This is a genomic window from Pseudomonas sp. TE3899 (assembly GCF_056279105.1).
On the sequence record NZ_JBWBQR010000001.1, the window covers coordinates 220,625 to 232,018 of the forward strand.

The 11,394-nt window shown below is 48.7% G+C and carries 11 protein-coding genes; 10 read left to right on the forward strand and 1 reads right to left on the reverse strand.

Translation table 11 applies throughout. The features are described 5' to 3' along the window. The first annotated feature begins 61 nt into the window (after positions 1–61). The 10 genes from ACZ89E_RS01055 to ACZ89E_RS01100 all read left to right on the forward strand — a co-directional run bounded on the left by ACZ89E_RS01055 (position 62) and on the right by ACZ89E_RS01100 (position 10,720). A complete protein-coding gene (locus tag ACZ89E_RS01055; protein WP_149660074.1) occupies positions 62–1,195 on the forward strand; it encodes an NAD-dependent epimerase/dehydratase family protein in 1,134 nt (377 codons plus the stop codon). An 11-nt stretch (positions 1,196–1,206) separates the two neighbouring features. After that, positions 1,207–1,767 (forward strand): serine O-acetyltransferase, encoded by a 561-nt coding sequence (locus ACZ89E_RS01060; protein ID WP_476254659.1) that lies wholly within the window; start codon positions 1,207–1,209, stop codon positions 1,765–1,767. Between the two features lie 2 nt (positions 1,768–1,769). Then, on the forward strand, positions 1,770–2,768 hold the full coding sequence (locus ACZ89E_RS01065) for a WaaS/CpsH family glycosyltransferase (RefSeq protein WP_149660076.1): 999 nt from the start codon (positions 1,770–1,772) through the stop codon (positions 2,766–2,768). Continuing rightward, a complete protein-coding gene (locus ACZ89E_RS01070) occupies positions 2,765–3,745 on the forward strand; it encodes an NAD-dependent epimerase/dehydratase family protein (RefSeq protein WP_476254660.1) in 981 nt (326 codons plus the stop codon). Before ACZ89E_RS01065 ends, ACZ89E_RS01070 begins: the two co-directional genes overlap by 4 nt. Before the next feature lie 10 nt (positions 3,746–3,755). Then, on the forward strand, positions 3,756–4,766 hold the full coding sequence (locus tag ACZ89E_RS01075) for an MraY family glycosyltransferase (protein WP_256672319.1): 1,011 nt from the start codon (positions 3,756–3,758) through the stop codon (positions 4,764–4,766). Positions 4,767–4,862: 96 nt separating this feature from the next. Then, positions 4,863–6,857, forward strand: a complete 1,995-nt coding sequence (locus ACZ89E_RS01080; protein WP_149660079.1) for a polysaccharide biosynthesis protein — start codon at positions 4,863–4,865, stop codon at positions 6,855–6,857. Positions 6,858–7,001: 144 nt separating this feature from the next. Then, entirely contained in the window at positions 7,002–7,937 is a 936-nt protein-coding gene (locus tag ACZ89E_RS01085) for a glycosyltransferase family 2 protein (RefSeq protein WP_149660158.1), read from the forward strand. Beyond that, positions 7,934–8,881: a WxcM-like domain-containing protein gene (locus tag ACZ89E_RS01090; protein WP_476254661.1), complete on the forward strand. Its 948-nt coding sequence runs from the start codon at positions 7,934–7,936 to the stop codon at positions 8,879–8,881. The genes ACZ89E_RS01085 and ACZ89E_RS01090 overlap by 4 nt, the downstream gene beginning before the upstream one ends. A 19-nt stretch (positions 8,882–8,900) precedes the next feature. Next, a complete protein-coding gene (locus ACZ89E_RS01095; RefSeq protein ID WP_306108896.1) occupies positions 8,901–9,278 on the forward strand; it encodes a GtrA family protein in 378 nt (125 codons plus the stop codon). Beyond that, positions 9,275–10,720, forward strand: coding sequence for a hypothetical protein (locus ACZ89E_RS01100; protein ID WP_476254662.1), 1,446 nt, complete (start codon positions 9,275–9,277; stop codon positions 10,718–10,720). The genes ACZ89E_RS01095 and ACZ89E_RS01100 overlap by 4 nt, the downstream gene beginning before the upstream one ends. Before the next feature lie 125 nt (positions 10,721–10,845). Here ACZ89E_RS01100 and ACZ89E_RS01105 read toward each other — a convergent pair whose 3' ends face one another. Continuing rightward, on the reverse strand, positions 10,846–11,322 hold the full coding sequence (locus tag ACZ89E_RS01105) for an acyltransferase (protein ID WP_149660083.1): 477 nt from the start codon (positions 11,320–11,322) through the stop codon (positions 10,846–10,848). Positions 11,323–11,394 lie beyond the last annotated feature (72 nt).

Below are 11,394 nucleotides of genomic sequence, written 5' to 3' on the forward strand. Positions count from 1 at the left end.
GATTACTCGGGACACCAAGCCTGGAAAAATTGTTTTACTGTCGATTTCTAGAGGTACGATCATGAAGAAAATTCTAATCACCGGCGGCGCAGGATTCATAGGTTCACACCTTGTTCCCAAATTGCTGAGGACCAACCATACAGTCCGGATTCTGGATCCTTTGACTGTCCAGGTACATGGAAGTCTGCCGGCTGATCTCGATTGGCTGGGTGGAGAGGGGGTTGAATTCATTCGCGGTAGTGTTACTTCCCGAGAAGACTGGGTGAAAGCGCTGGAGGGTATCGACGGCATTGTCCACTTGGCGGCCGAGACCGGGACTGGTCAGTCGATGTATGAAATTGCCCGTTACAACGAGGTCAACTCCCAAGGCACTGCGTTGATGTTTGATGTGTTGGGTAAATTGCCGTCGCACAGCGTCAAGCGGATTATTCTCTCCTCCAGCCGTTCGGTTTACGGCGAGGGTGCCTACATCAATCCCGAGACCAATCAGCGTGTATGTCCTGCCGCGCGTTCGGCAGAGGCTTTGGGTAAGCAAATGTGGGAACCGTTGTGTCCCTCTACCGGCACTGTCCTGAAACTCGTGCCAACGACTGAAACGGATCTGATCGCCCCATCTTCGTTTTATGCTGCGACCAAGTATGCCCAAGAGGATCTTGTTCGGATTGGCGGTCAATCAATGGGTATTGATTACACGATATTCCGTTTGCAAAACGTCTACGGTGAACGTCAGTCGTTGAACAATCCTTACACCGGAATTCTGTCGATATTCTCCACCAAAATCCGCCGTGATAGCGTTCTTCCTCTTTTCGAAGACGGTCTGGAAAGCCGTGATTTTGTTCACGTTGATGATGTTACTGATGCATTGCTTGCAGGGTTACTTGTCGAGAAGTCGCCAAACACGATTGTTAACGTCGGCAGCGGTGTCGCTACCTCGGTTAAAGAAGTGGCGGAGGAACTGACGCGAGCATTTGGGAAGGAACCGAACGTAACAGTAACGGGGCAGTTCCGGGTTGGGGATATTCGCCACAATTATGCAGATATCAAACGCTTGGATGAGCTGCTGGGTGTTCATCCTAAAGTCACTTTGAAGGAGGGTCTCAAGCGCTTCGCTGAATGGGTCCTTCAGCAACCTCTGCCGGAAGATCAGTTGGAAAAGGCGAATCAAGAGTTGCGCGCCCGAAAGTTGATGAATTAAGGAGATAGTCTATGGAGCAGGACAACCCGAGTTTGCGCAGTTTGTTGCGCGCAGATATTGACAGGCAGAGAGCGCTGTTCAATGCGCCCCCTATCAAGTCGAAAGTTAAATTAATCTTGGGTATGTTTGCTCCAAGATTTGCTCCTGTGCTGCTCTATAGACTGGCGTATTCAATGAACCATAAGGGTTTTAGAATACTGGCGCGTTTTTTCTCATTGCTGAATTACACTTTTTTCGGTATCGAAATTGCTGTTGTCTGCAAAATTGGCCCGGGGCTGTTCTTCCCTCATACCCAAGGTACCGTGATCGGAGCCGTGAGCATAGGTGCCAACGCAGTTATCTACCAGGGTGTTACCCTCGGCGCTAAAGACCTCGATTTCACCTATGACGAGCATCACCGCCCAGTAGTGGGCAATAATGTCGTTGTCGGCGCGGGGGCGAAAGTCCTTGGGGGGCTGACGCTGGGTGATAATGTCACAGTCGCTGCAAACTCAGTGTTGCTCATGAGTGTGCCGGCTGATGTTATTGTAGCCGGTATGCCTGCAAAAATTGTTAAACAACGGACGATGTAGTCGTGAATTATTTGCTAGAAAACAAAAGCGTCTTATATATTGCTCCGGCTTTTTTTGGCTACGAAAGTGAGATAAAAAAGGAACTCGAGCAGCAGGGCGCTAACGTTACCTTTTTGCTGGATCGTCCCTTTAATTCTCCGCTTCTCAAGGCGCTCACCCGGGTTCGTCGCGAGTGGGTGATAGGGGCGGCTGATCGTTATTACGAAAGCCAGTTGACTTCTATCGATACCGAGTTCGATTACATATTTGTTGTTAATGGGCAGACATTATCTACCCATACCCTCAGCGCCTGGCGTGAACGCTACCCGGCGGCTAAGTTTGTACTGTATATGTGGGATTCTTTTTCGAATCGGCAGCAAACGCTAAGGAATCTCAAGTATTTCGATAGTGTTTTCACATTTGACAAAAATGATGCTGAAAAATATCAGGCGAATTTTCGGCCTTTGTTTTTTTCAGCTGGATTTGAATCGGTAGACCTGACACCTATTCAATATGACATCAGCTTCATAGGTACGGCACATACCGATAGATTCTCTATCGTTGATAAAGTTGACCGACAGTTAGGTTCGTCATTCAGAAAGTACTGGTATCTTTTCTTACAGGCAAAATGGGTCTATTGGGTTTACCGTTTCACCAATAGTGCCTATCGCACGGCGCAATCTAATAACTTTAAGTACCAGTCTATTGCCAAGACGGAAGTGCAGCGAGTATTTAACGCTTCGAAAGCCATACTTGATATAGAACATCCTCAGCAAACGGGATTGACCATGCGTACCCTGGAAACACTCGGTGCGCGGAAGAAGTTAGTCACCACTAATGCCAGTGTAAAGTTGTACGATTTTTATTCTGAAGATAATATTTTTGTCATTGATCGGCAAGATCCCGTTATTCCTAAAGCGTTTCTCGATAAACCATACAAGGCGGTTGAACCTCATATTTACCGTCGCTATAGCCTGGCCGGGTGGCTCGAAGAAATTATCAGCTTGGTAAACGAAAAATGAAAATTTTAGTTACAGGGGCAAGCGGATTTATTGGTCGTGCGCTATGTCTGGATCTGCAATCCAGAGGATTGGCAGTGCGAGCGCTCATGAGAAAGCAGTCCTCGGTTGTCGCTGATTATGAATGTTTGTCTGGTGAGCTGGATGATGAGGCGTTTCTCTCGACAGCGTTGTCAGGCATAGATGTCGTTATTCATCTTGCCGGCAGAGCGCATCAGTTCGGAAAAGCTTCCACGAATCTGGAAGCAATGCTCGCGGTGAATAAGGATCTAACGCTTAAGTTAGCGTCATACGCAGAAAAACTTGGGGTTAAGCGCTTTATATTTGTCAGTTCCATTGGCGTCAATGGGGTGGAAACTGGCTCGGTAGCTATCGATGAAACGTCCCCCGCCAATCCAGTGAAGGACTACGCCTTGTCCAAGTATGAGGCGGAAATTGGCTTGACCGAGCGATACATAAATCATGCTAGTGAAATGGAGTTGGTTATCATCCGGCCTCCTCTCGTGTATGCAGCCAACGCACCTGGAAACTTTCAAAAGTTGCTTAAACTCGTTAAAGCTGGTGCGCCGTTGCCATTTTCCGGGGTTGCCAACAAGAGAAGTATGGTTTCGCTCAATAATCTCACCGACTTTTTAAGCACCTGTGCAATTCATCCTCGGGCCGGTGGGCAGTTATTTCTAGTTTCTGATGGAGACGATCTTTCTTTGCCAGAGATACTTGAAGCGCTTTCAGAGGGGATGGGACGAAAATCCAGACTCTTTTACTTTCCTGTGTCGATCATGTCAGCGGTAAGTCGACTGCTCGGCAAGGGCGCACTGATGACACAACTGTGTGGCTCTTTCGTACTGAACTCCAATAAAGCTAAGGCTTTGTTAAACTGGACGCCGCCTTTTTCTTCACGCGATGAGTTGATCAAATCGGCGCGAAATTTTGAGTTGTCCGGTGATGCACCTCGTTCAAAAACGGTGCGGTCTCAATAAGGAGTTTTTAATGCTGTGGTTATTTTTGCCGGTCATCGCCATTTTTTCCTTCTCTCTGACGTGGGTTCTTCGTCGGTACGCGCTGGCCCGCAGTCTTATCGATGTGCCCAATGCGCGTAGTTCTCATACCATTCCTACGCCCCGAGGTGGTGGTGTCGCAATCGTCGTGTGCTTCCTCGCCGCTGCCGTGGCGATGTTCTTTCTGGAAATGCTTCCATTGAATCAGGTCGCGGCGTTGCTGGGAGCCGGTGCATTGGTGGCCGTTCTGGGATTTTTGGATGATCACGGTCATATCGCTGCCAGATGGCGACTTTTAGGTCATTTCCTGGCGGCGTTTTGGGCCTTGTATTGGATTGGCGGTCTCGCACCTATTTCTGTGTTCGGGGTAAATATCGACCTCGGTATTTTCGGTTACGTTGTGGCCGCAATGTTTCTGGTCTGGATGCTTAATCTTTATAACTTCATGGATGGCATTGACGGGATAGCCAGTGTCGAGGCGGTGTCGGCTTGCGTCGGGGCTGCATTACTGTATTGGTGGCAGGGAGGTGCCGCAGTGGGCGGGCCGCTATTACTCGCTAGCGCGGTCTTGGGATTTCTATGCTGGAATTTTCCGCCAGCCAAGATCTTCATGGGGGATGCCGGGAGTGGATTTCTGGGCATGATTCTGGGGATTTTTGCGCTTCAGGCCGCGTGGATATCATCCAACTTGTTTTTTGCGTGGCTGATCCTGCTCGGCGTGTTCATAGTGGACGCCACCGTGACACTGCTTCGCCGATTGTTGCGTGGAGAAAAGGTTTACGAGGCGCACCGCAGTCATGCCTATCAATTTGCCTCTCGCCAGTACAAGCGACATTTGCCGGTGACGCTGGCGACGGGAATACTGAACACTGTGTGGCTGTTGCCGATTGCCTTCCTGGTGGTTGCTGGCAAGCTGGAAGGCATATTCGGATTGATTACAGCGTATGTACCTTTGCTGTTGCTGGCACTAAAATTCCGAGCCGGGGATGTAGAAGTTAGCTAGCCCCGATTGGTTTTGGCGTGTGAGTCCTCTGACGAGTTTGATAGAAAAGAGGATACTGACAGTCCAGGCGTTTTATGTAAGGTGCTCAAAGGATTTATGGATAAATTACGTGCTTTTTTGGTAGGACTACCGCGTCGACAGAAGCGTTTGATTCAGGTATCTGCCGATATCGTCCTCGTTTGGCTGGCATTATGGCTTTCCTTTGTGGTCCGGTTGGGGGTGGATGTTCTTATCAACCCTTTCACCATGCACGAAGTGCTGTTTCTGAGTGCACCGGCCATTGCTATTCCCTTATTTATCCGATTTGGCATGTACCGTGCGGTCATGCGGTATTTTGGCAACGACGCGCTGATTGCCATCGTCAAGGCGGTCACCCTTTCCTCGTTGATCTTGGGTGTGGTTGTTTATTGGTACAGCAATCACCAGAACATCGTTCCGAGATCGATCATTTTCAACTATTGGTGGCTCAGCCTGATCATGATTGGCGGGTTGCGCCTGGCAATGCGCCAGTATTTCCTCGGCGACTGGTTCACGGCCGCACAACACGTACCATTTACCAATCGTGATGACGGCCTGCCCAAGGTCGCCATTTACGGCGCCGGTGCTGCGGGTAATCAATTGGTGGCCGCATTACGCATGGGGCGCGTCATGCGCCCGATCGCATTTATCGATGACGACAGCAGCATTGCCGATCGCGTCATTGCAGGGTTGCAGGTTTACAAGCCTAAACATATTCAGCGCATGATCGATGCAACGGGAGCGCAGGAAATACTATTGGCTATTCCTTCGGCAAACCGTGTAAGGCGTCGTGAAATACTCGGATTTTTAGAAGGCTTTCCGCTTCATGTGCGAAGCGTCCCCGGTTTTATGGATCTGGCAAGCGGGCGGGTCAAGGTTGATGACATTCAAGAAGTAGATATCGCGGACTTGCTGGGACGTGATGCGGTACCTGCCCAGGAGAATCTCCTTGAGCATTGTATTAAAGAGCAGTCTGTCATGGTCACCGGGGCAGGCGGTTCGATTGGCTCGGAATTATGCCGTCAAATACTTGAGCTGCGTCCAACGACGTTAATATTATTCGAGCACAGCGAGTTTAATCTCTACAGTATTCTTTCTGAGTTAGAACAACAGGTTACGCGGAAGTCGCTGTCTGTCAGGCTGTTGCCAATACTTGGCTCGGTGAGTAACCCGCGTAAGCTGCTTGATGTCATGAACACCTGGCAAGTAGACACGGTATATCACGCCGCAGCGTATAAGCATGTGCCTATTGTCGAGCATAATATTGCTGAAGGCGTTATTAATAACGTCATTGGTACCTTGAATACTGCCCAAGCTGCTTTGCAGGCGGGTGTAGCGAACTTTGTTTTGATTTCGACAGATAAGGCCGTGCGTCCTACCAATGTAATGGGTAGCACTAAACGTCTGGCGGAACTGACGTTACAGGCGCTTAGTCGAGAATTAGCCCCGGTAATGTTTCGTGATAACTCGAATGTTTCACGTGTCAATAAAACCCGATTTACAATGGTGCGTTTCGGCAATGTTCTTGGATCATCCGGCTCCGTCATCCCTCTGTTTCATAAACAAATCAAATCCGGTGGCCCTCTAACTGTCACTCACCCGAAGATAACCCGTTACTTCATGACCATTCCTGAAGCTGCTCAGTTGGTTATTCAGGCAGGGTCCATGGGTTTGGGCGGAGATGTTTTTGTACTGGATATGGGGGAGCCGGTCAAGATCGTCGAACTGGCCGAAAAGATGATCCATCTTTCTGGCTTCAGTGTGCGTTCAGAGAAAAATCCGCACGGTGACATCGCTATTGAATTTACGGGGCTCCGTCCAGGAGAGAAGTTGTATGAGGAGCTATTGATAGGCGATAACGTCGTCAAGACCCCTCATCCAATGATTATGAGTGCAAACGAGGATTTCATATCTTGGGATGTACTAAAAGGCAAACTGGCGGAGCTAATCTCGGCCGTTGAATCAGACGACTACACACGTGTGCGTCAGCTGCTCCGTGATACGGTCAGCGGCTATGCGCCAGATGGCGAAATCGTAGACTGGATACATCAGCAACGACGGTTGGATCCTTGACAGCGAAGAGACGTCGTTATGGTAAAAGCGGGCCGCGTTCAGCTACTTCCAGTCGTTGAATAGCTTTTCGGTACCGCTGAATATTTCGGTAATTGTTTCGAGTCCTGCTTGCAGGATTTTTATAATTTTTCAGGGGCCTCCATTTTGCTGACCTTAGTCATTCCTGTTTATCGCAATGAAGGTTCATTATCTGATCTGATCAGTGTGATTGACCAATTGAACGACCAATTACAACAAAATCTTGAGGTGGTTTTTGTTGTGGATGGTAGTCCGGATAATTGCTATGAGATTCTTAGAAAAGACTTGCCTACGCGAAAATTTCGTTCTCAATTGATTTTACTGTCTCGAAATTTTGGTTCATTCATGGCTATTCGAACAGGCTTTCAGTTTGGTAACGGCGACCGATTCGCTGTGATGGCAGCGGACCTTCAGGAACCCCCTGAACTAATCAATGAAATGAATACTATTTTGATGTCCCAGGAAGTCGACGTCGTTGTAGGGGTTAGAGAGGGTAGGGATGATCCACTGCTTTCCCGACTGGCCTCAAAAGCTTTTTGGGGACTGTATCGACGTTACGTTGTCCCTGAGATTCCGCTCGGGGGAGTGGACATGTTTGCCTGTAACAAACCTTTCCGCGACACGCTCCTGACACTTGAGGAGCGACATAGCTCTTTGATAGCCCAGATTTTCTGGCTCGGATTTCGTCGCACTACAGTGCAATACAAACGACAGAAAAGACAGCATGGCAAGTCCGCTTGGACATTGCGCAAAAAAATTAACTACATGATGGACAGTGTATTTGCTTTCACCGATTTGCCGATTCGCCTGTTGATACGCGTTGGAGCAGCCGGATCCATTTTGGCATTTTTATTTGGCTTGATTGTTGTTTGGGCAAAGCTGCATGGGGAAATCACTGTTCCCGGATATGCTGTAACGATATTAATGATTACTCTGCTTGGAAGTTTGAATTTAATGGGGCTTGGTATTGTCGGCTCTTACGCATGGCGAACTTACGAAAATACAAAAAACAGGCCATTAGCGATCCCTATGCGGGTGGAGCAGTATGGAGGCCTGGCGTGACTAATCGTGCTGATCGATTTATACATGAGCAGGCCGAGTGTCTACCTGGCCAAATTGGCATGGGAACCTCTGTGCTGGCATTTGTGCGCCTGGACCCGACGGCATGCATTGGTGAAAATTGCTGTATTTTTAGCGATGTTTTCATTGATAAATACGTCACCATAGGGAGCAACGTGGTTATTAAATACGGTGCGAAAGTTTTGGACGGAGTCATTGTCGGGGATAACTCGGTCATTGGTGCTCATGTAAAAATATACGGAGCGACCTCAGAACCCGGGACTGATCGGAAGACGATTATAGGCAAAGGGGTTTCTCTGGGGGATGGCGTAGAGGTTCTGGCGGGTGTCCGGGTTGGTGATGGTGCTGTGGTTGGAGCGGATGTTGTACTAACAGCTTCAGTTCCACCTGGCGCTATCATGACTGGTAATCCGGCGAAAGTTGTTGGTTACACACGCAACACCGCGCCTGTCGCGGAAAGCGACTCGGATGCTGATGTATTACGAGAAGTGCAAACTACTTCTGTGGCGGGTGTCACGTTACATAATTTGCATAACGTTCAGGATAAACGCGGCAATTTATCAATGGGCGAGTTTGGTCGAAATATTCCTTTTATGGTGTGTCGATATTTCCTTGTTTACAATGTTCCCGCAGGGGAGGTTCGCGGTGACCACGCGCATTTTCGATGCCATCAATTCTTGGTCGCCGTTAAAGGTACGGTTCACGTCATCGCTGACGATGGGGTAAACCGGGAAGAATTTGTTCTGGATCGCGCCGATAAAGGGCTTCACCTTCCCCCAATGACCTGGGGTATCCAGCATAAATACTCTGCGGATGCGGTGCTGTTGGTGCTGGCTTCAGATTATTATGATAATGAAGACTATGTAAGAAGTTATGAGGAATTCATCTCTCATGTTTCGCTAAACCTGGGCGCGCCGGGTGTATAAATTTAGATCAACATACACTGTGTTCGCACGATTTTTATTGTCGGGTGGTTTTAATACGCTGTCGACGTATCTTGTGTATCTGCTGTTGCTTGCTTTTTTTTCATATCAGATAAGCTACACGATTTCGTACTTGCTAGGTGTTGTCCTATCTTATTTTTTGAATAGGGTAGTGGTTTTCAAAGCACATCAAGGCTTGCGTTCCGTGTTGTTGTTCCCTTTTATATATGTGCTCCAGTATCTATCGACAAGTTTTGCGTTGTGGTTGCTGGTGGATAATCTTGATGTTGATAGTCGGTTCGCTCTGCTCATCGCTATTGTGGCTTTCGTGCCGCTAAATTATTTTCTATCTAGTAAAATATTTTCTCGTAAAAATCAGAATAATGGAGATTTAAGTTGAGCAGAGTTTCCGTTTACTGCGGCCTCGCTGTTGCATTTGCTTTTTTGATAGTCCACTACATAGTAGGGTTTATACCGGTCGGTGAGGGAGCCGGTTGGGACGGTGGTGTGTACGTCCAATACGTCGAACGCTTGGGGCAGGGGCTACCTATCTTCGGTGACCCATACCGCTCCATTCGCATGTCAGGTTTTCTTCCGCTTGTCGTTGCATCTTACCTGGGAGCTTCCAAAGCGGTACTCATTGGGTTGCAAGCCTGTCTCAACGCTGTGATGTTGTCTATTGGCGCGGCATTGCTTCACGACGTGATGGTGAGATTGAACGTCAGGCAGGCAGTAGCAACACTGTCTGTTGCGATCCTTTCTTGCAGTTGGCTGTTTTTGTGTATGCCGATGTTTTACCCTGTTTTAAGTGATCACGTTGCGTTGGCGATGGTTTGTTTTAGTTTGTGGAGTTGGGTGCGTTCCTACAAATTTACTGTGTACTTTCTGTGTGCGTATTGTGCATGGCTGATGCCGGGTCTTTTTATCATCCCGCTTGTTTTGGCAGCGTTTCCATACCGAGTCGATTCCTTGGAAACTATATCAGTCAATTACAAGTACACCTTCTCGTTGTTCGCGTTACTAGCGATACCGCTGACTGTGTTACTGCTGCTGACGATTTACCATGTTCCTTTGGCCGCTGTGGCTGCGCATTCAGTCAGCATTAATGGCAAGACAGCCAGTACTGACATGATCTTGTTGTCGGCGTTTTCAATGTTGGTTTCTATGTACCTGATTGTATGGGTCGGTGCCAGAGCGGCGCTGGATCCAGCCACATGGAAGTCGCTTAGTGTCCCAGGCTTACTTGTAGGGGCACTTTTCTTCGTTGCTTCGGCAACGTTAATGAAAGTCAGCTTTGACTGGAAGACAGGTTTCGCGGGACCGCCACTGCTCGACTATCTGCTTTACCAGTCGCTGGCTGCGCCGTTCAAACCATTGGTTGCTCACTTCATAAGCTTTGGTCCCGTCATATTACTCGCGATCTCCGCATGCCTGGTGGGACGCAGAATTCCCACCGCGCTTCAATTGGTGTTCCTGGCCTTCTTGCCGTTGCTGGCTTTCGGCTCCGAGAGCCGGCAGTGGATAGGCGTGTTGCCCATAGCCTTGGTCATTTTTGCTGTTGCGGATTATGCCTGGAGGACGCGTGTCTGGTGCCTGATTTTCTCAGCTCTGGTGTTACTTCCAGCCTTTTGGTTAAAACCAACCATCTCCGTAGCTGCGAGTACGGGCATGGGATTCCAGACTTTTCAGTGGCAATTCTATTTCGGCAGGCAGGGGCCGTGGATGTCACTTACAACTTATCAAGTTGGCGTGATTGCATCGTTGGTGTTTATTTCGATCGCGCTATTTATGCACATGTATTTCCGACGAGCGCCGGATGCACTGGTGATCGATAAGAACTGAATGGCAGGTAGCCATCGACGATACGCAAATCATTTGCGTATCGTCAGACGGTTCTTGTAGAAAACCTGCACGTCGCAACAAGTAAGCCAAGCGCTTTCCAGATCAATAGATTGGCGCTGACCCTATTATTTCTTTGATTGCAGAATTCTCGCAGGGTTACCCACAACGGTCACGTTGGCGGGTACTGATCGAGTGACAACGGCACCAGCACCAATCATCGCATTCTCGCCAATGGTTATTCCCGGAAGGATTGTGCAGTTAGCACCCAGCGAAGCCCCTTTGCAGATCACGGTCTTATCAAAGCTTTCCGGGTAGACCTTGCTTCTCGGGAAGCGGTCATTGGTGAACGTTGCGTTCGGACCGATGAAAACGTCATCAGCAATAGAAATGCCATCCCAAATCTGGACGCCGCATTTGATAGTGACCCGATCGCCGATAACTACATTGTTTTCGATGAAGACGTGGTCACATACGTTGCAGTCTTCGCCGATTTTCGCTTTTGGCAGCACATGCGCAAAAGCCCAGATTCGAGAGCCTTTGCCTATTTGAGTCGTTTCGCACAAAGCGTGGGAATGCACGAAGTAGTCTTTGGGTTCGCTCATTTTGTCCGTTCCGTTTTGATATTTGGCGTTAGTGTCCTGGAAAGCGGGCGTTTCCAGAGAGTGGGCCGGGTA

What these genes read in the sequence shown, in the direction of transcription:
- ACZ89E_RS01055 (WP_149660074.1), top strand. Translation starts at nt 62, where the DNA reads ATGAAGAAAATTCTAATCACCGGCGGCGCAGGATTCATAGGTTCACAC.
- ACZ89E_RS01105 (WP_149660083.1), bottom strand. Translation starts at nt 11,322, where the DNA reads ATGAGCGAACCCAAAGACTACTTCGTGCATTCCCACGCTTTGTGCGAA.
- ACZ89E_RS01060 (WP_476254659.1), top strand. Translation starts at nt 1,207, where the DNA reads ATGGAGCAGGACAACCCGAGTTTGCGCAGTTTGTTGCGCGCAGATATT.
- ACZ89E_RS01070 (WP_476254660.1), top strand. Translation starts at nt 2,765, where the DNA reads ATGAAAATTTTAGTTACAGGGGCAAGCGGATTTATTGGTCGTGCGCTA.
- ACZ89E_RS01075 (WP_256672319.1), top strand. Translation starts at nt 3,756, where the DNA reads ATGCTGTGGTTATTTTTGCCGGTCATCGCCATTTTTTCCTTCTCTCTG.
- ACZ89E_RS01080 (WP_149660079.1), top strand. Translation starts at nt 4,863, where the DNA reads ATGGATAAATTACGTGCTTTTTTGGTAGGACTACCGCGTCGACAGAAG.